The sequence below is a fragment of the Amycolatopsis sp. WQ 127309 genome (assembly GCF_023023025.1).
In the GTDB taxonomy this organism is placed as follows: Bacteria; Actinomycetota; Actinomycetes; order Mycobacteriales; family Pseudonocardiaceae; genus Amycolatopsis.
In genome coordinates, this window is sequence record NZ_CP095481.1 from 4,184,170 (window position 1) to 4,210,393 (window position 26,224).

Here is a 26,224-nt window from a genome sequence, read left to right on the forward strand (position 1 = left end):
TCCCGCTCAGCAGGGGCCGGCCACGCCGTCGAAGGAGGCGCAGTCGTCCTGGTCCCACGGTGTCGACTGCCACTGCTGCGCGGTGAGCGTGCGCGAGGTGTCGCCGGCGACGAAGCTCCACGGGCCGTAGTAGGCGTTGCTGAACCAGTAGTTGCCCTGGTCGTGCGTGATCGCGTCCTGCACGACGGTGCCGCGGTAGGGCGACCAGTCCGGGTAGGTGCCGTAGTTGGCCAGCAGCGCCATCCGGCCGCACAGCGCGCTCGTGCAGCCGATGTGGGCGGGGTCGATCCGGAACGTGTTGTCGTGCACCTCGACCAGCTGCGTCTTCCACCGGCAGTCGTCGTAGAGCGGCCGGGTGGCGATCGCGGGGGCCGAGCACGACGTCCGGTCGGGGACCAGCTTGGTGCAGGTGTTGCTGGAGGTGTTGGCGGGGCTGTTGCAGAACCGGTCGGCGTTCTCCCACGCGGTGATCCCGGACCAGTTGTCCTCGAAGGTGTTGTCGTAGATGTCGATCAGGTGGGTCCGGGCCGGCACCCGGCGGTCGCCGCCGGACTCCGAGATGTACACGCTGGCCACGGGGAAGTTGTCGCCGCGATCGGCTTTGTACTTGCCGGAAACGAGGGCGTTGCGCCGCAGGGTGTTGTCGCGGAAGACGAGGTTGTAGCTGATCTCGTAGAACAGGCCTTCGGCCTCGTTGCCCTCGATGAGGTTGCGTTCGATGAGGAAGTCGTTGTTGTTGGTGTCGGCCCACAGGCCGGCGCCGTGGTTGTCGTGGACCCAGTTCCCGCGGATGTCGGCCCGGTTGACGGACCAGAACTTGATCCCGCCGCTGCACCCGCAGCCGGGAACGCGGGTTTCCCAGTCGTCGGTGTTGTTCCCGGCGATTTCATTGCCTTCGACGACCAGTCCGGTGATCGTGTTGTCCGAGCGGTAGGCGTTCATGCCGTACTGCCCGTTGTTCCGCAGGCAACTGTGCCGCACCACTTGCCGCGCGCCGGCCATCAGCCCGGCGCCGGCGTTGTTCTGCACCGTGGAGTTTTCGATGGTCCAGTGTTCTCCGGAATCGTGGTTGACGACGCCCTGGTCCTGCGGCGGGACGAAGTTCTGCACGGTCAGGCCGCGGATGACGACGTCCTTGGCCTGCTGGGTGAACGCGGCCAGGTTGATCCGCTGCCCGTCGAGCACCGCGCCGGGCGCGCCGAGGTAGACGTCTCCGTCTTTCGGGATGACCTGGCCGAACGGATCCGACGCGAGCGTGTGCGTTCCCGGCGCGAGCCAGAAAGTGGTGCCTGCCGGCGAATCCTGCGTTTTGTGGTACAGGTCCGCGGAAACGGCGGGGTCGATTACCACGGCCCCGGCGGGCGCGGTGGTGTTGGCGACCGGCTGGTGGTCGCACACCGGCCCCGGCGTCGGCGACTTCGCCGCGGTGGCGGCGGTGGGGGGAATCAGCAGGACGGCCAGTACTGCGGCAGCTAAAACGGGACCGATGCGGGACATGCGGACGAATCTACGGAGTGTGCCCGGAAATGAGCATAGACCACCCGTGTTGACTTCGCCGCTTTCGAGTGTACGTAGTGACGGAATTCGGGGTGATCAATTCACGTCCATTAGGCAAGGGCAGGTGAAATGCCGGGGTAATCGCCCGGAATTTCCTCGGTGGGCGGGTTGCCGGACTCCCGTGTGGGGAAAAATGCGGTGGCGGCGCCCCGCCGGGCGCGTGTCCGGGAACTTCCCCGAAGAAATCCTGGCGGGGTTGTCGGATCGGGCCGGTGGCGTTCGTGGCAGGGGTGAGGCCGCCCACGAGGGGCGGCGCCGAAGTGAGGAACCACCACCATGAAGCTGACGACCATCACCCAGATCACCCTCGACGGCGTGGTGCAGGGCAACGGCGGCGCGTCGGACGAGGACCGCCGCACCGGGTTCGAGCGCGGCGGGTGGGCCCTGGGCGCGGGTGACGACGAGACCCGGGCGTTCATCACGCGGACCTACCAGCGTGCCGGGGCCTTCCTGTTCGGCCGCCGGACCTACGAGCTGTTCGCCGGTTCCTGGGGAGCGGTCGACGGGATGCGCGCCCACCCCGTCGGCGTGGCGTTGGCCGAGGCGCCCAAGTACGTCGCCTCGGCCACGCTCACCGCGCCGGGCTGGGCGGACACGACCGTGCTCGACGGCGACCTGGAGGCGGCCGTCCGCGAGCTGAAGGCGAAGCCGGGGGACGACCTGCAGGTGCACGGCAGTGGCACCCTGGTCCGGTGGCTGCTGGCGCACGACCTGGTCGACGAGCTGACGCTGATCGTCGTGCCCGTGGTCGTCGGCCAGGGCAAGCGGTTGTTCCCCGAGACCGGCCCGGACCTCGCGCTCGAGGTGGCCGAGTCGCGAGTGGACTCCAACGGCGTGACGATCCAGGTCCTGCGGCCGGCCGGGCGCCCGCGGTACGCCACCGGCTCGAAGGCCTGACCGCCGGACCACACTGTCTCGACCCCGCAGGAGAGGAGCTTCGGATGCAGTACCTGGTTTCCGTCATCGACGACAAGGACGATCCCGGCCGCACGGACCGGCAGCCCGCCATCAGCGCGTTCAACGAACGCCTGATCGCCGAGGGCTACTGGGTCTTCGCGGGCGGGCTCGCGGACACCGACACGGCCACCGTCGTCGACAGCCGCGGCGAGCAGGCGGTGTTCAGCGACGGCCCGTTCGTGGAGTCGAAGGAGTACCTCGCCGGCGTCTGGGTGTGGGAGGCCCCCGACCTGGACGTGGCGCTGGAGCTCGCCACCGAGGCGTCGAAGGCGTGCGACCGCAAGATCGAGGTGCGGCCGTTCCGATGAGCGACGTCGAGGAAGCGATCACCCGGGTGCACCACGCCGAGTGGGCCCGGGTGGTCGCCGCGCTGACCAGGCGTTTCGGTGACCTCGACGTCGCCGAGGAGGCCGCGGCCGAGGCGTTCGCGACCGCCGTCGAGCGGTGGCCGGCCGACGGCGTGCCGCCCAGCCCCGGCGCCTGGCTGACCACCACCGCCCAGCGCAAGGCCATCGACCGGATCCGGCGCGAGAACAAGCGCGACGACAAGCACAAGGAGGCCCAGATGGTGTCCGACGACGCCCCACCCGAGCCTCTCGGTGCCATCGACGACGACCGGCTACGGCTGATCTTCATCTGCTGCCACCCGGCGCTGGCGATGGAGACCCGGATGGCGCTGACGCTGCGGATGGTCGGCGGCCTGACCATGCCGGAGATCGCCCGCGCCTTCCTGGTGGCCGAGCCCACCATGGGGCAGCGGATCACCCGCGCGAAGGCCAAGATCAAGGCGGCCCGCATCCCCTACCGGGTGCCGGCCGCCGAGGACCTCCCGGCCCACGTCTCCGGCGTGCTCGCCGTCCTGTTCCTCGTCTTCAACGAGGGGTACCTGGCCACCGGCCCGGACACCGATCCGGTGCGGCACGACCTGACGGCCGAGGCGATCCGGCTCGCCCGCCTGATCCGCGCGCTCCTGCCGGCCGACGGCGAGGTGGCCGGCCTGCTGGCGCTGATGCTGCTCACCGAGGCCCGCCGCCCCGCCCGCGTCTCGGCGAGCGGTGAACTGGTCGCGCTCGCCGAGCAGGACCGCGGGGCCTGGGACGCGGTCCTGCTCGCCGAGGGGCACGGGCTGGTGCGCGAACGCCTCGCCGCGGCCGCCGCCGGGGTGGCTCCGGGGCGCTACCAGATCCTCGCCGCGATCAACGCCGTGCACACCTCCGCCCGCGACATGCGCGACACCGACTGGTCGCAGGTCCTGGCCCTCTACGACCGGCTCGTCCGGCTCGACCCGTCGCCGATCGTCGCCCTCAACCGGGCCATCGCCGTCGCCGAGCTGGACGGCCCGGAGGTTGCCCTCGCGGCCGTCGACCGCCTGGCGGACAAGCTGGCCGGCTACCACGCCTACCACGTGACCCGCGCCGACCTGCTGCGCCGGCTGGGCCGCGGCGGGCAGGCGCGCGAGGCGTACGACAGGGCCATCGGGCTGGCGGGCAACACCGCCGAGACCGCCTACCTGACCCGCCGCCGCGACCAGCTGGGATAGCCCGGATCCGGCCCGGTACGCTGCCGCGGCCGAGCACACGGACCGACGGGGGACGACGAGCCATGGACATCGCTTCCGACGTCGGCAGGGTCCGCGTCCACGAGCCCGTGCCCGCCGTGCCGTCGGGGGCCGAACCGCTGTTCCCCGGGTACGTCCGGCAGCTGACCAACGCGACCACCGTCCGCATGGGGCTCAGCGGCGCTCTCCTGCTCTTCGGCGTCCTGCTCGCGCTGCTCGAACGGCCGGGGAGCGCCCTGCCGTACTACTACTTCGCCGTCTTCGGCGGCTCGCTGGCGCTGTGGAGCTACGTCCTGAGCGTCTACCAGCGGGTCCGGCGCCTGTTCGGGGAGCCCTACCACCGGCTCGACGTCGCCCCGGACGGGTTGCTCGCGAAGGGATCGCGGGTGTTCGTGCGGCTGCCGGACGGGCGGTGGCTGCGGTCCCGGCTCCCCGGCGGGGCGCGGGTGCAGCTGGCCGGCGAGCGACGGCTGTGGGTGCTCGGCGGCGGCCGGCGGGTGTTCGTCCGCCTGCCGGGCGCGATGTGGTTGCGGGCCGGGCGGATCGAAGACACCGCGGCAGCCGGGGCGACGCCCGTGGAGCTCGTCTCACGCCACCCGACGCCGCCGCGGCACGATCCGGTGCTGGCCGCGCACCGGGCGGCCAGGATCCGGCGGACGATCGTCTCCGCGAGCACGTTCCTGGTGCTGGGCGCGGCGGGCTTCGTCGCCGTGGCGACCGTGCGGTTCGAGCCCGACGGCATCACCGGCCCGGCCGCGCTGGGCGGCATCGCCGGCGGCAGCGCGGTGCTGGTGCTGCTGGGGTTGCTGATGGTCGCCGGTGTCCTGCGGATCCGCCGGCCGATCACCGAGGACGTCTGGGTGGAGCTGCGGGTCGCGCTCGACACGCCGTTCACGCCGCGCATCCGCGGCGTGGCCAAGCTGACCGGCTGGGCGCTGCACCCGGACGGCCGGCAGACGCGGTTCCGCCTGTTCGCCGACACCTCACTGGCCGCGAACGTGGCGATGACCGGGCAGCTGTGGTTGCTGGGCTACCCGCACCCGGCCAAGCCGGCGACGGCCGGTGTGCCGGGCTACCCCTGCGCGGGCAGCTTCCGGATCGGCTGAGCCGCACCCGAGTGCGGTGCGTCGGGCGGCGGCCGCGCAGGCTAGTTTGCCAGGATGAGTCTCCTCGATGACGTGGCCGAGCGCGACGGCTGGCGGTGCTGGGTGTGCGACGAGCCGGTCGACCCCGACATGTCGGTGAACGACCCGCGGGGACCCAGCGTCGACAGCCGGACCGCCGACCGCAAGGCCAAGATCGCCGAGCGGCTCGCACACCGCGGGTGCAACACCCGCAAGGGCGCGGTCAAGGTGGTCATCGCCTGGCCGGACCGCCTGCACGTGGCCGAACCCGCGCCGCTGATCACCGTGGCCGGGCGGCTGGAGCGCAAGGGCGGCCGCGAGATGGTGGCCCGCTGCCCGACGAAACAGGACGCCCAGGAGGCGGCGGACTGGCTCGTGGACCGGTTTTCCCGGCTGGTGCCGGACCTGCCGGTGACGGCGAACATCGAGCCGGGCGGCGGTCAGTTCCTCGTCATCCTGGCCACCGGCCGCCGCCGCTGACCGGCCGCCGCCGCTGACCGGCCGCCGCCGCTGACCGGCCGCCGCCGCTGACCGGGAGCCCCTTTCCCGTCGACGCTAGTCCGTGCCGCGCGGTGCCAGCCGTTCGGTGATCCGGTCGAACAGCTCGGTCAGCGGCTCGCTGGCGTACCGGCCGAACTCGCTCAGCCCGTAGGTGACCTGCGGCGGTGTCGTCGGCTCGACCTGCCGCCAGACCAGGCCGTCCTGGACCAGGGTGCGCAGGGTCTGGGAAAGCATCTTCTCGCTGATGCCCTGGATGCTCTCGCGCAGTTCGTAGAACCGAAGGTCGTTGCTCCGCAAGCAGATCAGCACCCAGATGCCCCACCTGCTGGTGACGTGGTCGACCACGTCACGTGCCAGGCAGTCGGTGTGAAACACCTCATACCGCTTGCCCGCCTCGGCGGGGGTGAGCTGCGCGCCTCCGGTCATGTCCGGAGCTTACCTCCAGGTATGTTCTTACCAAAAGTTAGCCCGGCTCCTAGCGTTCCGCCTTAGAGGACGTCGAACGGAGGAGCTGAAGATGATCGTGGTGACCGGAGCCACCGGGAACGTGGGCAAGCCGCTGACGCGGGCGCTGATCGAAGCGGGCGAGCAGGTGACGACGGTGTCGCGGCACGCGGCGCCGGCGCCGGAGGGTGGCCGGCACGTGGTGGCCGACCTGGCCGCGCCGGCCGGCCTCGAACCGGCGCTGGCCGGGGCGAAGGCGTTGTTCCTGCTGCTGTCCGGCGACCTGCACGCCACCGGAGCGAGCCCCGCCGACGTCATCCACCAGGCTGTGGCCAGTGGGGTCCGGCGGATCGTCCTGCTCTCCTCGCTGGGCGTGGCGACCAGGCCGTTCGGCGCGACGCGGATCGCGTTGCGCGCGGTGGAGGACGTGCTGCGGGAGTCCGATGTGGACTGGGCCGTTCTGCGGCCGGGCGGGTTCGCCTCCAACGCCTTGTGGTGGGCCGAGTCCGTCCGCGAGCGGCGGGTCGTCGCCGCGCCCTTCGGTGACGTCGGGGTGCCGATCATCGACCCCGCGGACATCGCCGAGGTCGCGGCGGCCTGCCTGCTGGACGACCGGCACACCGGCGGCGTGTACGCGCTGACCGGCCCGGAGGTCATCACGCCGCGGGGGCAGGCGGAAGCCATCGCCACCGCGCTGGGCTCGCCGGTGCGGTTCCACGAGCTGACCCGGGCGGAGGCGAAGGCCGCCATGTCGCAGAGCATGCCGGCGGAGCTCGCCGACGACACGCTGGACATCCTCGGTGCCCCGAACCCGGCCGAGCTGCGCGTCAGCCCGGACGTCCAGCGGGTCCTCGGCCGCGCCCCGCGCCCGTTCGCCGGCTGGGCGACGCGCAACGTCGCCGCGTTCCGCTGAGTTCCGCCCTTTGTGCTGCCCCTTCGGCGGGCTGTCGCACCGGCTGATCCGGTGATGCTGTCCGGTGCGAAGTCCTGTCCACCAGGAACGGCGAAAGGTCTCACCATGCGCGGATTCAGCCGAGTGATCGTGGCGCTTGCCGGGGCGCTGGCGTTGACGGCCGGCGTCACCCTCCCGGCGAGCGCCACCGACAGCCGCCCCATCCACAGCTTGGCCGTCTCGCCCGCCAAGTGCGTCGGCCTGGCCGACAACGGCAGCGCCGCCAACGGGACGCGGCTGGTCCTGTGGGACTGCCACCTCAACCCCGACCAGTACTGGTTCTGGGGCGGTAACCCGTTGTTGCGCAGCACCCCGTCCGGCAAGTGCGTCGGCCTGGCCAACAACGGCAGCACGGCGAACGGGACCGAGCTGGTTTTGTGGGACTGCCACGGGAATCCCGACCAGCAGTGGAGCTGGGCCGACGTGCCGGCCGGCGGGTGGGCGTTGAAGAACACGCCCTCCGGCAAGTGCGTCGGCCTGGCGAACAACGGCAGCACCGCGAACGGGACCCGGCTGGTGCTGTGGGACTGCCACTACCACGTGGATCAGAGGTGGAACTGACGCAGCCGCCGGCCGCTCCCGTTGCCGTGAGTGGAAAACTGGTTTCCCGCACGAGCGAGGGGAGCGGACGGAGTGGCACGTCTACATGTCGGCTGCGCGATGTGGACCCACAAGGCGTGGCCCGGCCGGTTCGTCCCGCAGGCGCTGCCGGCCGGCGAGCGCCTGCGGGCCTACGCCGGCTGGTGCAACGCGGTCGAGGGCAACACCACCTTCTACGCGACACCCGCCCACAACACCGTCGCGACGTGGGCGGAGCAGACCGATCCCGGCTTCCGGTTCGTGCTCAAGCTGCCCAAGGTCGTCACGCACGAGCGCCGGTTCGCCGGCGTCGAGGCCGAGATGCGGGCGTTCCTCGACGCGATCGAACCCCTCGGCGACCGGGCGGTCCTGTGGACCCAGCTGCCGGGCTCGTTCGGCCCCGCGGACGTCGATGCCCTGGTCCGCTTCCTGCGCCGGCTCCCCGCCGACCGCCGGCGCGCGGTGGAGGTGCGGCACCCCGGGTTCTTCACCGACGCCGCCTCGACGTCGCTGCTGGAGGGGGCGCTGGCCGCCGCGGACGCCGAGTGGGTGCCGTTCGACACCACGGTCTTCTTCGGGAGCCCGCCGACCAGCGAGGCCGAGCAGGAAGCCTGGGCCAAGAAGCCGCGGCTGCCACGGCGGACGCGGGCCCTGACCGACCAGCCGGTGGTCCGCTACCTGGGCCGCGACTCGGTCGAGGAGACCGTCGAGGGCTGGCAGCCGTGGGCCGAGGTGGTCGCCGGCTGGCTGCGCGAAGGCCGGTCACCGACGGTCTTCCTGCACACCCCCGACAACAACGACGCGCCGGCTCTGGCCCGCCACTTCCACGACGACGTCCGAGCACTGGTGCCTGCCCTCGAACCACTGCCCGAGCCGGAGCCGATCGAGCCGGCGACCCTGTTCTGAGCGACGTCATCGCGCACCGATGAGAACTTCGCACCGCGGCCGTCTATACGTGTGAGATCGACTCACAGGAGGCTGGCTTGACCCGGAAACTGATCTTCGGCATGAACGTGACGGTGGACGGCTACGTCGCCGCGCCCGGCGACGACCTCGGCTGGAGCGGGCCGCCGAGCGACGAGATGTTCCAGTGGTGGCTCGACCAGGAACTGGCGGGCACGCTGTCGCTGTACGGGCGCGGGCTGTGGGAGGCGATGAGCTCCCACTGGCCGACCGGCGACCAGCGGCCCGGCGCCACCCCGGCGCAGGTCGAGTTCGCGCGGAACTGGCGGGACACGCCGAAGGTGGTGTTCTCCTCGACGATCGACGAGGTCGGCTGGAACACCCGCCTGGTCACCGGCGACGCCGTCGCCGAGATCACCCGGCTGAAGGCCGGGGACGGCGGCCCGATGCGGGTCGGCGGGGCGACGCTGGCCGGGGCGGCCGTGCGGGCCGGGCTGGTCGACGCCTACGAGATCGTCACCCACCCGGTCCTGGTGGGCGGCGGCACGCCGTTGTTCACGGTGCTGGACAGCTGGGTGAACCTGGACCTCGTGGAGACGCGGACGTTTCCCGGTGGCGTGGTGCTGACCCGGTACGAGACGAGGCGCTGAGGGTCGGGGGCAGCTCCAGCCAGGGCTTGCCGGTGACGTCGAAGCCGGTGAGCTCGGCGATCTTCCCGTCGGCGATGTGCAGGACCGCGATGTTGAGCAACCGGTACTCCGGGTCGTCGGGGGTGCGGCGGTACAGCACGGCGGCGGGCATGCGGTTGACCGTCGTGGCGACGCAGCGCCAGTCGTGGCCGGGCCGGAAGAGCCCGCCGGCGACCCAGCCGTCCACCGCGTCCCCGGCCCCCACGGTCACGGTGCCCGGATCCGGCAGCATCGCGAAGCGCAGGTCGTCGCGCAGCAGGGCCGTCAGCGCGTCGAGGTCGTTGCGCTCGTGGGCGTCGATGTAGGCCTTCACCACGCCGCGCTCGTCGGCCGACAGCTCGTGGGTGGCGGGGCTCCGCCAGTCGAGGCGGCGGCCGGGCAGCTGCTCGCGCAGGGTCACGCGCGCCCGTTGCAGCGCGCTGGTCACCGACGCGACGGTCAGCTCGAGGGCGTCGGCGGCCGTCGACGCCGGCCAGCCGAGGACGTCGCGCAGGATGAGCACCGCCCGCTGCCGCGGCGGCAGGTGCTGGACGGCGACGATGAACGCCAGCTCGATCGTCTCCCGCGCCACCACCGATTCCTGCGGGTCCTCGGGGAGCATCCGGTCGGGATAGGGCTGCAGGTACGGCACCTCGGAACCCGGGTCCGGCAGCTCCGACGCCACGAGGGTGCGCTTGTCCAGGAAGTCGAGGCAGACGTTCGTCGCGATCCGGTACAGCCAGGTCCGCGGCGCCGCGTGGCCCTTGAACGTCTCCCGCTTGTGCCACGCCCGCAGGAACGTCTCCTGCGTCATGTCCTGGGCGTCCTCGTAGTTCGCGAGCATCCGGTAGCAGTGCACCTGCAGCTCACGCCGGTGGCGTTCGGTGACGACCGCGAACCGCGCCGGGTCGCCGGAGCGGACCGCCGCGGTGAACGTGGCCTCGTCGGCGTCCGGCGGTCCGGCGTCGGTCATGGTCGTCAGAGCGCCGGCTTGCCCGGCTGGTAGAGCCAGGTGCGGAAGAACGAGCCGAGGTCGCGGCCGGTCAGCCGCTCGACGAACTGGATGAACTGCCGCGTCGAGACGTTGCCGTACCGGTGGGTCGTCGGCCACTGCGTGAGCACCTTGAAGAAGGCGCGGTCGCCGATCTTCACCCGCAGCGCCTGCAGGGCCATCGCGCCGCGGTTGTAGACCAGGTCGTCGAAGATGTGGTCACGCCCCGGGTCGGCGACTTCGCCGCTCCAGTCCTTCTCGTCGGCGTACGCCTTCGCGAAGGTCTGCTGCACCGGGACGTTGTCGAACTTCTCCTGGTAGAGCCACTCCGAGTAGGTCGCGAAGCCTTCGTTGAGCCAGATGTCCGACCAGTGCACCGGGGTGAGGCTGTCGCCGAACCACTGGTGGCCGAGCTCGTGCGCGAGCAGGTCGCCGTCGACGTCGCTGGTGCTCTGGTCGTAGACCGGGCGGCTTTGCGTCTCGAGGGCGTAGTCGACGCCGACGTCGGCGAGGATGCCACCGGTCGAGTCGAACGGGTACGGCCCGTACATCGAGGATTCCCACTGGATGACCTGCGCCGTGGTCTGGTTGAACACCTTGCCCTGACCGGGCTTGGTGTCGATCGACTTGCCGATCGCGGTGATGTTCGGCAGGCCGCCGGCCGCGACGCCGCGGGTGACGTCGTAGTCGCCGATCGCGAGCATGCTCAGCTCGCTGGCCATCGGCCGGTTCATGGACCAGCGGAAGGTGGTCTGGTGATCGCGGGTGGTGGTGGGCCCGGGTTCGCCGTTGGCCAGCACGGTGAGCCCGGCAGGCACGGTGATGGTCTGCGTGTAGGTCGCTTTGTCGTCGGTGGTGTCGTTCACCGGGTAGTAGGTCGCCGCGCCGATCGGCTGGTTGAGCGCGACCGCGCCGTCCTTGGTGGCGACCCAGCCGGACAGGCCCAGCGCGGGGTCGTCGATCTTCTGCGGGACGCCGGCGTAGCTCACCGAGACGACGAACGCGCTGCCCTTCCGCAGGCCGTACGGCGGGGTGATCACCAGCTCCTGGGCACCGCTGCGGGTGAAGGCGGCGTTCCGGCCGTTCACCGAGAGCCTGCTGATCTTCAGCGGTCCCTGGAAGTCCAGGTCGAAGCGGGAGAGGTCCTGCGTGGCGGTGGCGAAGATCGTCGTGGTCGCGTCGATCGCCTGGGTCGCGGGGCTGAACGCCAGCCGGATGTCGTAGTGGCCGACGTCGTAGCCGCCGTTGCCCATGTCGGGGAAGTACGGGTCCCCGGCGCCCGGTGCACCGGGGGAGTACCGCGGCGCCTGTGCCGGCGCCGCCTCCGCCGCCGGGCCCGTCGCGGCCAGCAGGCCGGCGGACAGTACACAGGAGACGATCACCAGGTGACCACGGCTACGGTTGATGCCTCGCATCGGTCCTCCTCGGCAGTCATCGACGCTGAAGAGTAGGTCCGATCCGACACGCGGATCAACCCTGCCGCGGCGGCCTCGAAGTCCGGTTCGGGCGGTTCCTGGCCGGTTGTGCCTACAAAGGACTCCCGGCGCGATCCGCCTGCGCCCGATAGCCCACCGGCCGGTGCTCAGCGCGCGGGTACCCGGTCCGCCGGCGCCGGTCGCGGCAGGCGGGCGCGGGCGGCCAGGCCCAGCAGCACCGCCCCCAGGAACGCTCCCACCGCGCACACGCCCGTCCAGCCCGCCACGACGTACGCCGCGTTGCCGAGGCCGGAGCCCGCCGCGCCGCCGACGAAGTAGGCGATCATGTAGTTCGCCGTGATGCGGCCGTTGCGGCCCGCGGCCAGGCGGTAGATCGTCGCCTGGTTGGTCACCTGGAGGCCCTGCACCCCGACGTCCAGCACCACGATCCCGAGCACCAGCAGGACCACCGACTGGCGGCCCAGCACCAGCAGGCCGAACGACAGCAGCACGCACCCCGCGAACGCGATCCCCGGGCGGCGCCCCAGGTCGCGGTCGGAAAAGCGGCCCGCGAAGTTCGCGGCGAGCGCACCCGCCGCTCCGGCCAGGCCGAAGAGCCCGATCGTGCTCGCGTCGAAGTGGTGGGGCGCGTCCGCGAGCATGAACGCCATCGTCGCCCAGAACAGGCTGAACGTCGCGAAACCGACCGCGCCCATCGCCATCCGGTTGCGCAGCACCGGTTCCGCGCGGAACACGCGGTAGATCGACACCAGCAGCGCCGGGTAGCTCAGGCGCTCGCGCGGGCCGTCGGCCGGCAGGCGGCGGGCGAGGACGCACGCGACGAGCGTAACCAGCACGGCGCCGCCCCAGTAGACGATGCGCCAGCCGGCCGCGTCGGCCAGCAGGCCGGCCACCGTGCGAGCCAGCAGGGTGCCGACGAGCATGCCCGTCATCACCGTGCCGACCACGCGGCCGCGTGAGGCGTCGTCGGCCATGGACGCCGCGAACGGCACGATCACCTGAGCCGCCGTGACGCCCAGCCCGATCAGCACGGACGCCCCGACGAGCACCGCGACCGACGGGCTGCTCGCCGCCACGACCATCGCCGCGGCGAGCAGGGCCAGCAGGCCCACCGCCAGCTTGCGGCGGGCCAGCACGTCCGCGAGCGGGACGACCGCCGCCAGGCCGACCGCGAAACCCAGCTGGGACAGGGAGACGGTCAGCCCGGCCGCCGTCGAGCCGACGTGGAACTCCGCCTCCACGATCGGCAGCAGCGGCTGCACGTAGTAGAGGCTCGCGACCGTCACCCCGGTCGCGATCGCCATCACCAGGACGAGCGACCTCGTCGGCGCGGTCCGTTCGGCGGGCATCCCGACCTCTTCTCCGTGGCTCGACACCGGCCGGCGCCGATCAGCGTGGTTTACAGTGCAGCGCACCGAAGCGGGCCGGCGCGAGAGATGCCGCACGCAGGAAGATGTCGTCACCGGAAATGGTGAACTCCGTGAGACAGGCGTCGGTGAACTTGATGACGTGCTCGTCGCCGTGCTCGACGGCGGCCGTGCGGAGCGCGTCGATCGACGGCGCCGGTTCCACCGGCGACGGCGCCGGTTCCGGCGTCAGCGCACCGAACCCGGCGAAGATCCCGGCGAAGAACTGCCACAGGTGCCAGGCCGTCGACTCCAGGGCCTCGGCGGTCAGGTCCTTGCTCAGCATCCGCAACGCCGACGGCGCGGTCACCAGGTGGACGAACGGGATCGGCGTGGTGTGGTGCGCGGCGAACGCGCGGGCGCCGATCCGCGTCAACCGGCCGATCTGGTCCGGCCACGACACCGTCGGGCGGAAGCTTTCCACGCCGGCGGCGAACTCGCGGTCGTCCCGCAGCAGCTCGAGCCGGCCCGGGATGCCCTCGCGCCGGGACTCGGCCGTCGCCGGGAGCCACGGAATCGTTTCGAGCGCGCCCGGAGCCGTGCGCAGCGCACGGGCCTGCGCGTAGACACCCGGCAGCTCCTGGTAACGCGCCGCCCAGTAGCCGAGGCCGTGCGCGATCTCGTCGAGCAGCAACGGGTGTTCGCTGCCGTGCTCGTTCATCGCGCGCACCGCGTGGGCGGTGCGCAGGAACCCGTGGGTACCGGCCGCGGAGATGCCGGGCAGCAGCCGCGGCCACCACGCGTCGACGACGTCGCGCCAATGCGCTTCGGCCAGTTCGCGGGTGAAGAACTCGATCCAGTCCGTCGACCGCTCGATGTCGCCGAGCGCGCAGGCGAGGGAAACCGGATCGCCGTCGATCCGCTGCTTCGCGGGTTCGGGATCGTCCACCCAGGTCAGGTACGTGTCGGTCCAGCCGACGAGCTCCTCGCCGACGTCCATTGTGGACAACACCTCGGCGCCCATCGGCGCGTGGTTGGCGACGAACCCCTTGTACTCGAAGCCCTTCCGCTGTGCGCGGCCGAGCGACTCCAGCAATGGTTCGAGTCCGGCGGGCACGGTGACCTCCTCACTTCCGGGCGCGCAGACCCAGAATCGTCGGGTTGGCCAGGAACTCCGCCCAGAAGCCGGCGCCGAACTCGGCGACCGCCGCTTCCGGGAGGTCGGGCGCGGTGAACTCCACGGACCGGAAACCGGCGTCGAGGAACGCGCGCACGATCGGGCTCGCCGACCAGAAGACGGCCTTGAACGAGATCTCCGGCTCGACGTGCGCGGTGACCTCCAGCCGCTTGCCGTCGTCGAACTCCTCCAGCACCCGGTGGGTGAGGCCGTACTTCGTCGCCGGCTCGCGGCTCCAGTCGAAGGCCGGGTTCATCTCGATCCCGACGTACTCGCCCCCGTCGCGGAGGTTCGCGTACGCGGTGGCGGCCATGGCCGTCAGGTCGGCCTGCGTCTCGGCGTAGCACAGCAGCCACACGGCGGTGACGACGTCGAACTCGCCGAGCACGCCGGCCGAGCGCGCGTCGCCGACGCTGAACTGGATCCCGCGCGGTTCGGCGTCCTCGGTGCGCCGGGCCGAGGCGACCATCTCCTGGGAGATGTCGACGCCGTGCACGGCCCGCGCGCCGCCGTGGGCCAGCGCGCGGCTGTACCAGCCGGAGCCGCAGGCGAGGTCGAGGACCTCGGCCGCCGCCGCGCCGGCGGGCCGGGTGGCCAGCCGGTGGAAGGTCGCGCCCTCGGGGAAACGGGCCAGCGGCATCTGCTTCTTCAGCCGTTCGTAGGACTGGCCGATCGCGTCGTACTGGGTTTCCATCGCGCCTCCGATCAGGAGAGCCGGGACCGGGCCTCGGCGAGGAGTTCGGGCTTGACGTAGCTCTGCGCGTTGAACAGCGAACGGTTCTCGTCGCGGATCTTGCGCCGGCCGTGCATCACCCGGCTGTTGTCGACGATCGCGACGTCGCCGGCGTACCAGTCGATCTCGTCGGTCTCCAGCGCGGTCGCTTCGATGATCTCGCGCATGAGCATGGCGTCGAGCGGGGTGCCGTCCTCGAATTCGATCACCGGCGGCTCGTAGTTGACCGACGGGGTGAGGATGCTGTTGGCGAAGACGGGGCCCTGACCGAACATCGTGGTGTGGGCGGCGTGGGTGAAGTACGTGTAGTGCACCGAGCCGTCCGCCCGGAGCAGGTACTTGACGTCGACATCGTCGTCGGTGACCGCGAGCAGGTCGTCGAACGTGATCCGGTCGGCGGTCTTCGCGCCGTCGAGCAGGCGGAACACCAGGTTCTTCCACTTGTCCGCCGGCATCGGCCGGGCGAACGAGATCCGCTGCTCCAGGAACCGCTCCTGGGTCCGCGGCGACAGCCGGTCCCAGGTGCGGGCGCCGTCGCAGATCGTGGTCTGCGAACCGATCTTCGCCGGCCGCTCGCAGTAGAACCAGACCAGGTCGGGCACCCACGGCGTGGCCCCGTTTTCGACGTGCAGGCCCTGCGGCACCAGCCCGGCCTCGATCTTCTGGGCCACGCTGCCGCCGGCGAACCGGCGCGCCGGGTCCAGGGTGATCCGCGAGGAGACCCGTTCGACGAGCTCGGAGAACGACTCCGGCGCGGTGTCGAAGCCGCGCAGGACCGCGTAGCCGTGCTCGGACAGCGCGGTCAGCAGGTCGACGCCGTCGACCGCGGTCAACGGGTCGCGGGTGCCGCTCTCGACCACGAGGCCGTGGCCGTCGATGTGGTCGGCCAAGGTGAACTCGGCGAACTCGGACATGCTCACACCTCCACCATGTTGAAGCGGTGCCCCTGCACCGCGGTCCAGATGTCCGTTCGACGGGGACGTCCCGTGACGGTGAAGAACTCGGCGTGGAACAGCTCGTCGCCGGTGACGAAGGCGGCTTTGGCGACCTGCTCGATCTCGGAGAGGATCTCCGCGTTCACCTGCCGGACCTGCGAAAGCGCTTCCCCGGGCGCCGCGCCGGGCGCGAGCACGAACACCGCGACCAGGCGTTCGAGGTTGTCCCCGAACACGACCGCGGACTCGATGGCCGGCCGGCTCTTGTACTGCGCCTCCACCCATTCCGGGCTGACGTTGCGGCCGTTCGAGGTGATGATGACGTTCTTCAGGCGGCCGGTGATCGTCACGTACCCGTCGTTGTCGAGCAGCGCGATGTCGCCGGTGTGCAGCCACCCGTCGTCGTCCAGCGGCAGGGCGCTCGGGTCGCTCGAACCGAGGTAGCCCGACAGCTGGGACGTGCTCTTGATGAGCAGCTCGCCCGACTCGCCGACCCGGGCCTGGCAGTGGTTCAGCGGCCGGCCGACCGTGCCCAGCTTCACCTGGCCGGGCGCGTTCAGCGTGGCGACGGAACCGTTTTCGCTGAGGCCGTAGGCGACGTACACGGGCAGCCCGCGATCCCACATCGCCCGCAGGACCGTGTCGGAGACCGGCGCGCCGCCGCTGAAGAGCAGCATCGGGTCTTCCCGGCCGTACAGCGAAAGGGAAAGCGCGCGCGTGCCGGCTTCCCCGGCGCGGTCCACCTTCTGGGCCAGGGACTCCACCAGGGACGGCGGTACCAGCGAGACGGTCGGGCGGACGCGCGGGAGCAGCTCGCGGACCCGCTCCACATCGGACCCCGCCGTGCCGAGCGGCTTGACCTCCTCGGGCAGGAACACCACCGTGCCGCCGGCCAGGAAGGTCAGGTACACGGCGAAGACCTGCTCGACGAGCAAGCTCATCGGCACCACCGAGACGTACCGCTGCCAGGCCTCGACGCCGACGCGGGAGCGGACCGAATCGAGCAGGTCGTCGACCGCGCCGCGGCGGAGCATGACGCCCTTGGGCGTCGACGTCGTCCCCGACGTGTGCACGATCTTGCAGATCGTCTCCTCGGAGAACGTTTCCGCCAGGGCGATGCGCTCGCAGGCGTCCGCCAGTGCCGTGGCGTCGGCCTCGGCGGCCACCGGGACGATCTCGCACTTGTGCGGCAGCAGATCCGCGGCCCCGCCCCACGCTTCCAGCTGCCGCGTCCCCTGCTCGTCGACCAGCACGGTGATCGCCGTGCGCAGCAGGTGGCGCGCCTGCTCGCGGGCGAACGCGAGCGGGATCGGGACCGAACTGACCGTCGTGAGCTGGCAGGCGATGTCGGCGATCACGGCCGCGACACCGTTGCCGGTGAGGATGCCGACGGTGCTGTCGTCGTCACCCCGGCCGCGGGCGCGGAGGTCGAGCGCCTCCGCCAGCCGGACGGCCGCCCCGAACACCGCACCGTAGGTGTAGGTCGTGACCGTGCCGTCGGCGGCGAGCTCCTCGACCGCCACCGCGTCCGCGGCGTCCAGGTCGACCTGCCTCAACCAGCGCATCAAGCTGCTCCTTTCGCGGTGCCGTGCGACGCGCACAGCAGGATCCCGGTGCGGGGCCGGGTCGAGTAGTAGGTGCCCCAGCGCTCTCGGTCCGTGTCGCGCAGGTCCGAGGGACAGGCGTTCGCGAGCGTGGTGAACCGCCAGCCGGCGCGGTGGGCGACACCGTGCAGCTGTTCGGTCAGCGTGGCGACGAGGTAGTCGAAGCCGAGCGAGCGCACGATCTCGGGCACGGTGCGCATCAGGAACAGCCCGCACCCGCGCGCGTTCGACACGAGCGGGCCGAGCTCGCACACGCGTTCGCGTGGCGGGACTTCGGCGCTGAGCCGCGCGCAGGCGTCCTGCGCCGGACAGTCGAGGTACTGCTCGGAAAGCAGCGTCCGGCCGCCGGCCGAGGTGATCCCGGCGACGCCGAGGGGTTCGGCCGAGGGACGGACGACGTCACGAGCCGCGACGAAGAAGTCGGGGTGCGGGTCGATGACGGCGCCGTAGACGGCCAGGTACTTGGCCTTGGCCGTGTCGACGCAGACGTCGTAGTACGGATCGTCCGGCCACACGACGCAGGCGTCGGGCACCACGCCGTCGCGCAGGTCGCGCACGACGACGGGACCGACCGGCCGGCGCACCGGATCCACCACGGGAGCGCGCGCAATACTGGGGGAAACCGCCATGCCCGTAAGGGTCACACGACGGCGCGGGAGCAGGCTGCTCCTGGATTGCGGTCCACTTCGCGTCAGCGACGCCCCGTTGTGGTCACTCCGCTTCTTCGCCGGTGAAGACGCCCTGGCCGCTGCCGAGGACGTTGCCCGGGTCGTAGTGCTGCTTCGCCGACTCCACCAAAGGCCAGGCCTGTCCGAAGTGGACGATCCAGTCGGCCGGGCGCATCGGGACGGAGCCGACGGGGTACTGCACGGCGCCGAGCGACCGGGCGCGGTGGTACAGCTTTTCGTTGGCGGTGACGAGCGCTTCCGCGGCGACCGGGTCCGGCGGCGCGGTCCGGAGCAAGGCGAAGAAGAACGCCGTCGCACCCCGCGGCATCCGCGGCAGCGGCGCGTCGGTGGTCTTGACGGGGTAGAGCAGGACGACGCCACTCGGCCCGATGTGGTCCGGGGTCAGCTCGGCGGCGACCTCGGCGACGAACTCGGCCGCCACCTCGTCGGGCAGCAGCAGGTTGAGCCCCGGGTGCGGGTGGAACCAGTCTCCCGAAGCCCGGAACGTCGCCTCGCCGGCCGCCATGCGGTGCAGGAACTCGGAGTAGGTCAGGTCCGTCGTGGTCGCGTCCGCCGGGTCGAAGCCCAGCTCACCCAGCGCTTTCGCGTCGTCAGGCGGCGTGGCCGCGTCGTAGAAGGCGGCGACGTCGAGCAGGAACCCGCTGCCCTCGGCGCGGGCCTGCACCATGCCTTCGACGTAGGGCCACTGCGTGCTCCCGATCAGGTCCCGCTGCGCCGCGATGAGGGTCGCGGCGTCCGGCACCGCCACCAGGTGCCGCCGGACGCGCTCGGGCGCCGGCACCAGCCGCAGCACCACGCGCGTGATCACGCCGGACAACCCCAGGCCACCGAGGGTCGCGGCGAACAGCTCGTCGCCGCGGTGGCAGGTGTGCACCTGACCGTCGCCGGTGACGACGTCGAGCTCCAGCACCGAGTCGGTCAGCGGGCCGTAGCGGTGCGCCGTCCCGCCGAAGCCGCCCGCCACGAGCGTGCCGCCGACCGAAAGTTCGAGGTAGTTGGGAAGCACGGGCGGCGTCAGACCGGCCGCGAGCGTCGCCTCGAGAAGGGCTGACCAGCGAGTACCGGCCAACACGGTAACCCGATCCGCACCGACCTCGGGAACCCCGGCCAGCGACCGCAGGTCCGCCAGCACGCCTCCCGAGGACTGCGCCTGCCCGAACGTCGAGTGCCCCTCGCCCCGAGCGACGACGGTCCGCCCGAGGGCGGCAGAGCCGACGATGAGCGCGGCCAGCTCGTCAGGTCCACCCGGCTGCTCCACAAGAGCGGGACGCCGGCTGACCAGGTGCCCGAAGTCATCATCGGGCGGCGTTCCACGACCAGCGTGCGGTGCGGTCATCAGGCATCCTCCGACGATTTCGATTTCCCCTGATCCTGTCTGAACACCCGCCGGCGCAGTAGTGCATTCTGCACGTTCTGGACAATGGGTTTGACAGGTAGGCCGCCCACAGCCGACGCGGACCCCCCGACGTGACCAGCACCGGACACCACGCCGCCGGCGCCGGAGTCGGCGCTGACGCGGGCGTGACCCTGACCTGAACGCTTTGGGCGCGCGTCGGCAAAGACGGGGTGTCAGGGCGAAGCGAAACCCGAGGAGCTTCATGTCGTCAGACGCGGAACTGATCGGCAGGTCGCTGCGCGGGGACACCGATGCCTTCGTGGAAGTGATCAGCCGGCACGAGACCGCGCTCGGGAACTACCTGGCGCGCAGAGTGGGGCGGCAGGCCGCCGAGGACGTGCTCGGCGATGTGTGGGTGGCGGCTTACGAGTCCCGTGCGAACTACGACCGTTCGTATCCCGGAGCCAGGCCCTGGTTGTACGGCGTCGCGCTGAACAGGCTGCGCCGGCACTGGCGGTCCGCGCCGGCCGAGGAGCCGGCGTCGGACCTGACCGGCGTGGCGGGTGACTGGGATCCCTGGCCGGCGGTGGATGCCCGCGTGGACACGCAGGCCCTGCTGAGCAGGGCACTGGCTCGGCTCAAACCGGAAGAGCGGGAAGTGCTGGGCCTGGTCGCCTGGGAGGACCTGACCGTCGCCGAGGCCGGGCGGGTGCTCGACATCCCGGCCGGCACGGCCCGCCGCCTGTTGCACCAGGCGCGCAAGGCGTTGCGTGAAGCCCCCGAAGTGATCGCGCTGCTGCAAGTCCCGACGACGTGAAAGACAACTCATGGACGAAATGGATCTCATGAAGAATCTGCGTGACGTGCCGTCCCCCGGTCCCGAGGCCTATGACCGTGCCCGCGCGGCACTGCGGACGGCGATGGAGGAACCCGTGGCCACGGTCGTGCGGCCGAAGCACTGGTTCTCCTGGCCCAAGGTCGGCGTCGCCGCCGTGGGCGCGGCAGCCGTCGCGGCGGCCGTGGTGATGGGTACGTCAGGCGGCAGTGTCCCGGCCGGCCCGTCCGGCGCGGCCCCGCAGGCGATCGAGGCCCCGCAGGCGGTCGAGGCGCCGCTGGTGAAGCTGGCCTCCGCGGTCCAGGCGGCCGGCACGCGGCCGGGAGACGCGTCGCTGATCATCAACACGAAGTTCGGGCTGGACGGCAAACCGGACCTCAGCTACACCCTCTACACCGACGAGAGCCGGCAGTTCACGGGCGACTCGGTGAAGACCCTGGTGGACGCCGTCGCCAAGGGCGACGCCGAGCCTGCTACGCCGTACGACCGGAACGTGATGGCGGCGGCCCGTCTCGCCGCGAACGGCGACGTCGACAAGGCCAGGATCGCGATGATCACCGCGGCCGGCAATGCCCTGGGAATCGGCCTGAGCCCCGCCGAGGCCGACAAGGCCTGGGCGGCCGCCCAAGCGGAGACCGCGGAGATGTTCCGCAAGATCGGCAAGCCGGTTCCCGCCCCCAAACCGCGTCCGACGGGCAAGGACCTGGAAAACCTCATCGACAACCACCTGTGGAGCAACACCCAGCACGCGCTGTTCGCCAACGCCGCCGATGCGGAGGTCCGCGCGGGCGTGCTGAAGCTGTACGCGACCATCCCGGACATGATCGTCGGCAAGACCGACGTCGACGGCCGGCCCGCACTGACCCTCACCGCGCCTCCCGCCATCCTGGGCGGCAGTGCGGACGTCCTCACCATCAACGCCGACAACGGCCTGCCGATCCGTGAGGAGATCACCTCGGCGGAATCCAAGCACTACGTGGTGAACTACAAGTCCTCCCGCGTCACCCTCGCCGACGTGGCCGCGGGCAAGATCTGATCCTCGTACCGAACTGTCCGGGGAGGGCCGAGATCGTCTCGGCCCTCCCCGGACAGTTCTGTCTGTGCGCCGCCGCCGTTCTGCGTACGGGAGCACGACTGCGGTGGCCCGCGCGAATCGGAGATACCTTCGGACTCCACGTCGGTATGGGGTGTGCTCGCGGCCCGCCGAGATCGCGAACCTCGTGGCGTTCCTGGCGAGCGACCGGTTGAGGCAACGTCACCGGCGCGACATCGCCCATCGACGGCGGCTACTGCAGCGCACCCGGCTCGAGGCAGGTCGGGAGTCCGGAGACTCGACCAGCAGAACAAGAACTCATCGGCCACCTGAGCCCGATCATCGCCTCGATGAACGGGCGGCCATGCGGCCTGTGTTCGACGTGGATCAGCGGGAGGTGCGCAGGCTCGCGGCCGGTCAGAGGTGCACGGTGATGGGAGCGCGTGGTGCGGAGCTGGAACGCCAGTTCGGTTTCGGCGTGGTGCGGCAGCTCTTCGAGCCGGTTCTGCCGAGGGAGCAGGCCGCGCGGTTGTTCAGCGGCGAAAGCATTCTTTCGCGCTCCGCCACGGCGACACCGACGAGGTGCCGAAGGCGATCGAGACATTCGGCACCCGCGCGCTGCAGCTTTCTAACGCAGCATGCAGGTCGGCGCGACATCGGCGACGCGCCAGGTAGCCGAAGGCAAATGCTGGGACGAGATCTGCCGACGCCCCTGCGCGCGTCCGTTCCCGCTTCTGCGACGAGTCCGTGTTCGAACCCCTCTCAAACCTGAGCAACGCACCAGGGTGCGGACGGGGAAGCAGGAGCCTTGCGAATGCAAGGCTCCCGCAAGAGATCTACCTTCCCGGAATGCTCGATATCCGCGAGCCTTTGGAATGTCCCACGCGGATCGCGGCGCGTAAAGCGGTCTCGACCTCTGCCTTGCAGGCCGGGCTGGGAATGTCGCCGGCTCGGACGCTCCGTGCGTGGCGATCGTCTAGCTGAGTACGAACGAGCTGGCCCGGTCCGACCAGTTCGTCGCCACGCATTTGGTCAGATCGGTGCATCGGTCGATGAACACCGACGAGGTACCGCTCAGGTTGAACCCGTCGTAGAGCTTGATGTCACATTTGCTCGGGTTGCTGGTGTAGGTGCTGACCGATGTGAACGTATTGTTCATGTTGATACCGTTGTTGTACGAGTAGATGCTCAGGTCGTACAGCTCATAGTCGTTGTTGCTGTAGGAAGCGGTGCACACGTGATCCCCGGACAGGATGTTGTATCCGCCGCCCTGGTTGTAGTTGACCCAGTTGTACATCGCCACCAAGTCGTAGTCAGCGGCGGCCGATCGATGTGCCTGCAGCTTCGACATGGAGTCGAAGCAGACCGTGGTGTGCCTGCTCAGGCTGGTGTTGCAGAAGCTTCCGGTACCCGTGCCGCTGGCCGTGGCGGCGCTCGCCGAGGCCGGTTGGGCCACAATCGCCAGGGTAATCATCAGCAGGGCAGTGAAAAACTTGCGTTTCATGATTTCTTCCTCCCTTAGGACGCGGCGTCGGACAGGCGCCAGGAACGTCAGTGCTTGGCGTCCGTCAGGTCCACGCGCAGACCTTCGAAACGGTTTAGCCGGCCGCTGATGCACTGCTCGTGCCGGTGAGGAGCCCGAGCAGCACCGAGTCGAACGTGAGCAGCAGCGCGGTTGCCCGGCGGTTCCATGTGACATCGATTTCCTCCCTTCAGGTAAACAAGCGACGAGGCCTCGGATTCGGCTACGACGTGCTGCGTGCCACGTGCACCCGGGAGCCCCCTCGAGCTCCCGGGTGCGCCGGCAAGAACCCGGTTCGTGAACCGGCGAGATGAGCGTGGCCCCGGCCCTGTACAGGATCGGCATATTCGGCGAACATCAGCTGGTCAGAAGCCGCCCACTCTGAGGAGGACGTGGTGAGGTTCTTGCTGCTGGGCACGATCGAGGTGCGCGCAGGAGCCACGCAGCTGGCCTTGTCGTCCCCACGCCAGCGGGCGGTATTGGCGGCGTTGCTCCTGACCCCCAACACAGTGGTCGCACCGCATCGCCTTGTGGAGATGGTGTGGGGTGACGCAGCTCCGGCCTCGGCCGCGGCGAACCTGCGGACGCACATATCGCAGCTGCGGCGCCAGCTGGCCGCGGTAGAGGACGGAGGTCGGATCCACGCTCGCGCAGGCGGCTATCTCATCGACGTCCGCCACGACGAGCTCGACATCGAACGCTTCGAGCTGCTGACCGAGGCAGGGCACCGCGCACGGCTGCTCGGCGACGACGGTCGCGCCGCTGCATCGTTTGGTGAGGCTCTGCAGTTGTGGCGAGGCCGGCCACTGGCCAATCTCCAGCCGACAGCGGCGTTCGACATCGAGGTGCAACGCCTCGACGCGAGCCGGCTCTCGGTCACCGAACAACGCTGCCGCGCGAAGCTGCACCTGGGAGCAGACACCGACGTCGTCGCTGATCTGCAAGGCCTGGTCACCGAGCATCCGCTTCACGAACCCCTGTGGAGCCTCCTGATGACCGCCCTGGCCGGGGCAGGGCGGCAGGCAGACGCCCTCGTTGCGTTCGAGTCGATCCGTCGACGTCTCGCCGACGAGCTGGGCACGTCGCCTGGGCGGGAGCTACGTGAGGCGCATCTGGCGATCTTGCGGAGCGAAGACACGCCCAGTCCGTCGGTCAGGCCGGCACAGCTACCTCGCGCTACCGGTGGATTCTGCGGTCGCGCCGCTGAGCTGCGTGCGCTCGACGAGCTCCTGAACTCCGGTGGCGCCTCCCGGCTGGGCGTGGTGGTCGGTTCCGCGGGAGTCGGCAAGTCCGCACTGACGGTGCAGTGGGCACACCGAACGGCTCAGCGATTTCCCGACGGCCAGCTCTACGCCGACCTGCAGAACACCGACGATCCGATGCCGGTACTCGCTCAATTCCTGCGTGCGCTGGGTGTGCCGCACCAGCGTATTCCTCGTGAGCCAGCAGAGGCCGCGGCCCTCTATCGGTCGCTCCTGGCACCGAAGACTCTTCTCTGCGTACTCGACAACGCCACCGGCCATTCCCAAATTCGCCTGCTCCTGCCCGGTGCACCCGATTGCGTGACTGTGGTGACCAGCCGAAACCGTCTCGACGGCTTGGTGGCGCTGGAGGGCGCCCGCCGAATCGCCGTCGATGTCCTCACACCGGAAGAGGCGACCACACTGATCGAGACCAGCGTCGGCGCCGACCGCGCCGCTGCCGAGCCCGCCGCGGTCGCCGAGCTCGCGAAGACGTGCGCTTATCTCCCCTTGGCGCTGCGCATCACCAGCGCTCAGCTCGGTCTTCACCCTGCCCGCCGCATTGCCGATCACCTCGCCGATCTGCGTCATCGCGGAGTTCTCGACAGCCTGACCATCGACGGCGACAACAGCGCCGTCCGCGTCGCTTACGACCTCTCCTACGATGCGCTCGCCGCCTCTACCCGCCGCACGCTCCGCCTGCTCGGCCTCATTCCGGGCCCTGATTTCACTGCGGCGGCCGCGGCCGCGCTGACCAGTAGCACCACTGCCGGCGCTGCTTTCGAACTCGGCCGCCTCGCAGTCGCCCATCTGGTCGACGAGTACACCGCCGGCAGGTACCGCATGCACGACCTCTTGCGTTGTTACGCCGCCGAACGCGCGTGCGCCGAGGACCTTGCAGACGAACGCGACACGGCGATGACTGCCCTGTACGCCTACTACCTTCAGCGCGCTGATTCCGCGGCCGACCGGGTCGCACCGTACGTCCTGCGGATGCCCCGGCCGCGCGCCGATCAGCACGTGTTCGACACTGACGCCGGGGCACGAGCCTGGCTCCGCCGCGAAACCCCCAATCTCGTGGCGGCAATCCGCCGTGCCCACGCCACCGGGCAACACGTCACGACATGGGAGCTCACCGACGCCATACGTGGCTACTGCACCATCGGATTCCTTCCGGAAGCACTGGAGCTGGCCGAGCTTTCACTCGACGCGGCCGATGCTGCCGGCCACACAGACGCGCGCGCGGCTGCCCACAACAACCTCGCGGCCGCGCAGGCCGTCGGCTATCAGTTCGAACCGGCTGTCGAGCACTTCGAGGCGGCATTGTCGCTCTACCGCAAACTCGAACACCGACGTGGAATCACAGTCGTGCTGCAGAACCTCGCCACCATGAAGGTGACAACTGGTGACCTAACTGGCGCAGCTGCCGCATTCGCAGCGGCAGCAATGCTCGATCCTCATCCAAACCCGATTTACCGGCAGAATCTCGGCATCATGTACGAGTACAGCGGGCAACCTGCCAGGGCAGTGGCAACGCACAAACAGTACGTCGCCGATCATCCGACTCCATTGACCCTGTTGCTTCTCGCCCGCGCGGCACACCGCGACGGACGAGACGGCTCGGCGCTTCGCGCCGCAGAAGAGGCGTTGGACGCTGCTCGGCAAGCCGGTGATGCCTGCACCGAAGTACACGCTCTCGCGCTGCTCGCCCGCATATACACCGACACCGATGACGTTGCGCTCGCGTACGACGTTGCCGATGCGGCGTTGAGGCTGGCCCGCGAGGTGCTCGACCCCGGCGCGGTGATCGCCGGCCACGCCGCCGCTGCCGGCGTCTGCCTGCGAAGCGGTATGCTTCATCGCGCCTCGGTGCATTACCGCGAAGCTCTTGGTCGAGCACGCCGTTTCCGTATCCGGTTCGACGAGTACGAAGCTCTGATTGGCCTCTGTCAAACGGAATGTGCGGTCGGAGATCTCGAACGCGCCCATAATTATCGTCGTGCGGCATCTAGACTTGCACACGAGAATGGCTTCGACGGCCTCGGTGAATGCATAGTGCCTTTGGTGCCGTAGGGGAACTGCCCGGCGCTTGAGGCATGTCCC

General features: G+C 70.3%; 24 protein-coding genes. 12 read left to right on the top strand and 12 right to left on the bottom strand.

The features are described from left to right. Window positions 1-6 precede the first annotated feature (6 nt). Window positions 7-1,497, bottom strand: coding sequence for a right-handed parallel beta-helix repeat-containing protein (locus tag MUY22_RS19765; protein WP_247061529.1), 1,491 nt, complete (start codon window positions 1,495-1,497; stop codon window positions 7-9). A 336-nt stretch (window positions 1,498-1,833) separates the two neighbouring features. Between MUY22_RS19765 and MUY22_RS19770 the strand changes: the two genes are divergently transcribed. The 5 genes from MUY22_RS19770 to MUY22_RS19790 all read left to right on the top strand — a co-directional run bounded on the left by MUY22_RS19770 (window position 1,834) and on the right by MUY22_RS19790 (window position 5,676). Then, on the top strand, window positions 1,834-2,454 hold the full coding sequence (locus MUY22_RS19770) for a dihydrofolate reductase family protein (RefSeq protein ID WP_247061531.1): 621 nt from the start codon (window positions 1,834-1,836) through the stop codon (window positions 2,452-2,454). A 44-nt stretch (window positions 2,455-2,498) separates the two neighbouring features. Then, entirely contained in the window at window positions 2,499-2,822 is a 324-nt protein-coding gene (locus MUY22_RS19775) for a YciI family protein (protein WP_247061533.1), read from the top strand. Next, window positions 2,819-4,054, top strand: a complete 1,236-nt coding sequence (locus MUY22_RS19780) for an RNA polymerase sigma factor (protein ID WP_247061534.1) — start codon at window positions 2,819-2,821, stop codon at window positions 4,052-4,054. The genes MUY22_RS19775 and MUY22_RS19780 overlap by 4 nt, the downstream gene beginning before the upstream one ends. Before the next feature lie 62 nt (window positions 4,055-4,116). Beyond that, window positions 4,117-5,178 (top strand): hypothetical protein, encoded by a 1,062-nt coding sequence (locus MUY22_RS19785; protein ID WP_247061535.1) that lies wholly within the window; start codon window positions 4,117-4,119, stop codon window positions 5,176-5,178. Between the two features lie 54 nt (window positions 5,179-5,232). After that, a complete protein-coding gene (locus MUY22_RS19790) occupies window positions 5,233-5,676 on the top strand; it encodes a hypothetical protein (RefSeq protein WP_247061536.1) in 444 nt (147 codons plus the stop codon). 75 nt (window positions 5,677-5,751) lie between these two features. On the opposite strand, the gene MUY22_RS19795 is transcribed toward MUY22_RS19790, so the two are convergent. Further along, window positions 5,752-6,123, bottom strand: a complete 372-nt coding sequence (locus tag MUY22_RS19795; protein WP_247061537.1) for a helix-turn-helix domain-containing protein — start codon at window positions 6,121-6,123, stop codon at window positions 5,752-5,754. 91 nt (window positions 6,124-6,214) lie between these two features. Here MUY22_RS19795 and MUY22_RS19800 point away from each other — a divergent pair, with 91 nt between their 5' ends. The 4 genes from MUY22_RS19800 to MUY22_RS19815 all read left to right on the top strand — a co-directional run bounded on the left by MUY22_RS19800 (window position 6,215) and on the right by MUY22_RS19815 (window position 9,225). Then, window positions 6,215-7,054: an SDR family oxidoreductase gene (locus tag MUY22_RS19800; protein WP_247061538.1), complete on the top strand. Its 840-nt coding sequence runs from the start codon at window positions 6,215-6,217 to the stop codon at window positions 7,052-7,054. 105 nt (window positions 7,055-7,159) lie between these two features. Beyond that, on the top strand, window positions 7,160-7,654 hold the full coding sequence (locus tag MUY22_RS19805; protein WP_247061539.1) for an RICIN domain-containing protein: 495 nt from the start codon (window positions 7,160-7,162) through the stop codon (window positions 7,652-7,654). Between the two features lie 99 nt (window positions 7,655-7,753). Beyond that, a complete protein-coding gene (locus MUY22_RS19810) occupies window positions 7,754-8,578 on the top strand; it encodes a DUF72 domain-containing protein (RefSeq protein ID WP_247064009.1) in 825 nt (274 codons plus the stop codon). Between the two features lie 101 nt (window positions 8,579-8,679). After that, a complete protein-coding gene (locus tag MUY22_RS19815) occupies window positions 8,680-9,225 on the top strand; it encodes a dihydrofolate reductase family protein (RefSeq protein ID WP_247064011.1) in 546 nt (181 codons plus the stop codon). Here MUY22_RS19815 and MUY22_RS19820 read toward each other — a convergent pair. From MUY22_RS19820 to MUY22_RS19860, 9 genes are all read right to left on the bottom strand, one after another. After that, entirely contained in the window at window positions 9,131-10,216 is a 1,086-nt protein-coding gene (locus tag MUY22_RS19820) for an RNA polymerase subunit sigma-70 (protein WP_247061540.1), read from the bottom strand. The two genes, MUY22_RS19815 and MUY22_RS19820, sit on opposite strands and share 95 nt — an antisense overlap. A gap of 5 nt (window positions 10,217-10,221) precedes the next feature. Next, window positions 10,222-11,649, bottom strand: a complete 1,428-nt coding sequence (locus tag MUY22_RS19825; RefSeq protein WP_247061542.1) for a M1 family metallopeptidase — start codon at window positions 11,647-11,649, stop codon at window positions 10,222-10,224. A 167-nt stretch (window positions 11,650-11,816) separates the two neighbouring features. Next, window positions 11,817-13,019 carry an MFS transporter gene (locus tag MUY22_RS19830; RefSeq protein WP_247061544.1) on the bottom strand — a complete coding sequence of 401 codons (1,203 nt, stop codon included), beginning with the start codon at window positions 13,017-13,019 and terminating at the stop codon, window positions 11,817-11,819. Between the two features lie 40 nt (window positions 13,020-13,059). Next, entirely contained in the window at window positions 13,060-14,133 is a 1,074-nt protein-coding gene (locus MUY22_RS19835; protein WP_247061545.1) for a hypothetical protein, read from the bottom strand. A 10-nt stretch (window positions 14,134-14,143) separates the two neighbouring features. Then, window positions 14,144-14,887 (bottom strand): class I SAM-dependent methyltransferase, encoded by a 744-nt coding sequence (locus MUY22_RS19840; RefSeq protein WP_247061546.1) that lies wholly within the window; start codon window positions 14,885-14,887, stop codon window positions 14,144-14,146. Between the two features lie 11 nt (window positions 14,888-14,898). Continuing rightward, window positions 14,899-15,840 carry a TauD/TfdA family dioxygenase gene (locus tag MUY22_RS19845; RefSeq protein ID WP_247061547.1) on the bottom strand — a complete coding sequence of 314 codons (942 nt, stop codon included), beginning with the start codon at window positions 15,838-15,840 and terminating at the stop codon, window positions 14,899-14,901. Between the two features lie 2 nt (window positions 15,841-15,842). Beyond that, window positions 15,843-17,426 carry an AMP-binding protein gene (locus MUY22_RS19850; RefSeq protein ID WP_247061548.1) on the bottom strand — a complete coding sequence of 528 codons (1,584 nt, stop codon included), beginning with the start codon at window positions 17,424-17,426 and terminating at the stop codon, window positions 15,843-15,845. Beyond that, window positions 17,426-18,094 (bottom strand): thermostable hemolysin, encoded by a 669-nt coding sequence (locus MUY22_RS19855; RefSeq protein ID WP_247061549.1) that lies wholly within the window; start codon window positions 18,092-18,094, stop codon window positions 17,426-17,428. Before MUY22_RS19855 ends, MUY22_RS19850 begins: the two co-directional genes overlap by 1 nt. An 82-nt stretch (window positions 18,095-18,176) precedes the next feature. Continuing rightward, a complete protein-coding gene (locus tag MUY22_RS19860) occupies window positions 18,177-19,490 on the bottom strand; it encodes an FAD-binding protein (protein WP_247061550.1) in 1,314 nt (437 codons plus the stop codon). 262 nt (window positions 19,491-19,752) lie between these two features. Between MUY22_RS19860 and MUY22_RS19865 the strand changes: the two genes are divergently transcribed. Together MUY22_RS19865 and MUY22_RS19870 are read left to right on the top strand one after the other, a co-directional pair. Then, window positions 19,753-20,307, top strand: coding sequence for an RNA polymerase sigma factor (locus MUY22_RS19865; RefSeq protein ID WP_247061551.1), 555 nt, complete (start codon window positions 19,753-19,755; stop codon window positions 20,305-20,307). Window positions 20,308-20,335: 28 nt separating this feature from the next. Continuing rightward, window positions 20,336-21,361 (top strand): hypothetical protein, encoded by a 1,026-nt coding sequence (locus MUY22_RS19870; protein WP_247061552.1) that lies wholly within the window; start codon window positions 20,336-20,338, stop codon window positions 21,359-21,361. Window positions 21,362-22,334: 973 nt separating this feature from the next. Here the strand turns inward: MUY22_RS19870 and MUY22_RS19875 are convergent. Then, window positions 22,335-22,862 carry a hypothetical protein gene (locus tag MUY22_RS19875; RefSeq protein ID WP_247061553.1) on the bottom strand — a complete coding sequence of 176 codons (528 nt, stop codon included), beginning with the start codon at window positions 22,860-22,862 and terminating at the stop codon, window positions 22,335-22,337. Between the two features lie 413 nt (window positions 22,863-23,275). Here MUY22_RS19875 and MUY22_RS19880 point away from each other — a divergent pair, with 413 nt between their 5' ends. After that, window positions 23,276-26,194 carry an AfsR/SARP family transcriptional regulator gene (locus tag MUY22_RS19880; protein ID WP_247061554.1) on the top strand — a complete coding sequence of 973 codons (2,919 nt, stop codon included), beginning with the start codon at window positions 23,276-23,278 and terminating at the stop codon, window positions 26,192-26,194. Window positions 26,195-26,224 lie beyond the last annotated feature (30 nt).

Bases quoted from the DNA above. Each gene is read 5' to 3' on its own strand.
- MUY22_RS19840 (WP_247061546.1), bottom strand. From the start codon at position 14,887: ATGGAAACCCAGTACGACGCGATCGGCCAGTCCTACGAACGGCTGAAG.
- MUY22_RS19870 (WP_247061552.1), top strand. From the start codon at position 20,336: ATGAAGAATCTGCGTGACGTGCCGTCCCCCGGTCCCGAGGCCTATGAC.
- MUY22_RS19805 (WP_247061539.1), top strand. From the start codon at position 7,160: ATGCGCGGATTCAGCCGAGTGATCGTGGCGCTTGCCGGGGCGCTGGCG.
- MUY22_RS19820 (WP_247061540.1), bottom strand. From the start codon at position 10,216: ATGACCGACGCCGGACCGCCGGACGCCGACGAGGCCACGTTCACCGCG.
- MUY22_RS19825 (WP_247061542.1), bottom strand. From the start codon at position 11,649: ATGCGAGGCATCAACCGTAGCCGTGGTCACCTGGTGATCGTCTCCTGT.
- MUY22_RS19845 (WP_247061547.1), bottom strand. From the start codon at position 15,840: ATGTCCGAGTTCGCCGAGTTCACCTTGGCCGACCACATCGACGGCCAC.
- MUY22_RS19860 (WP_247061550.1), bottom strand. From the start codon at position 19,490: ATGACCGCACCGCACGCTGGTCGTGGAACGCCGCCCGATGATGACTTC.
- MUY22_RS19770 (WP_247061531.1), top strand. From the start codon at position 1,834: ATGAAGCTGACGACCATCACCCAGATCACCCTCGACGGCGTGGTGCAG.
- MUY22_RS19780 (WP_247061534.1), top strand. From the start codon at position 2,819: ATGAGCGACGTCGAGGAAGCGATCACCCGGGTGCACCACGCCGAGTGG.
- MUY22_RS19855 (WP_247061549.1), bottom strand. From the start codon at position 18,094: ATGGCGGTTTCCCCCAGTATTGCGCGCGCTCCCGTGGTGGATCCGGTG.
- MUY22_RS19795 (WP_247061537.1), bottom strand. From the start codon at position 6,123: ATGACCGGAGGCGCGCAGCTCACCCCCGCCGAGGCGGGCAAGCGGTAT.
- MUY22_RS19790 (WP_247061536.1), top strand. From the start codon at position 5,233: ATGAGTCTCCTCGATGACGTGGCCGAGCGCGACGGCTGGCGGTGCTGG.
- MUY22_RS19875 (WP_247061553.1), bottom strand. From the start codon at position 22,862: ATGAAACGCAAGTTTTTCACTGCCCTGCTGATGATTACCCTGGCGATT.
- MUY22_RS19785 (WP_247061535.1), top strand. From the start codon at position 4,117: ATGGACATCGCTTCCGACGTCGGCAGGGTCCGCGTCCACGAGCCCGTG.
- MUY22_RS19810 (WP_247064009.1), top strand. From the start codon at position 7,754: ATGTGGACCCACAAGGCGTGGCCCGGCCGGTTCGTCCCGCAGGCGCTG.
- MUY22_RS19850 (WP_247061548.1), bottom strand. From the start codon at position 17,426: ATGCGCTGGTTGAGGCAGGTCGACCTGGACGCCGCGGACGCGGTGGCG.
- MUY22_RS19800 (WP_247061538.1), top strand. From the start codon at position 6,215: ATGATCGTGGTGACCGGAGCCACCGGGAACGTGGGCAAGCCGCTGACG.
- MUY22_RS19775 (WP_247061533.1), top strand. From the start codon at position 2,499: ATGCAGTACCTGGTTTCCGTCATCGACGACAAGGACGATCCCGGCCGC.
- MUY22_RS19765 (WP_247061529.1), bottom strand. From the start codon at position 1,497: ATGTCCCGCATCGGTCCCGTTTTAGCTGCCGCAGTACTGGCCGTCCTG.
- MUY22_RS19865 (WP_247061551.1), top strand. From the start codon at position 19,753: ATGTCGTCAGACGCGGAACTGATCGGCAGGTCGCTGCGCGGGGACACC.
- MUY22_RS19815 (WP_247064011.1), top strand. From the start codon at position 8,680: ATGAACGTGACGGTGGACGGCTACGTCGCCGCGCCCGGCGACGACCTC.
- MUY22_RS19830 (WP_247061544.1), bottom strand. From the start codon at position 13,019: ATGCCCGCCGAACGGACCGCGCCGACGAGGTCGCTCGTCCTGGTGATG.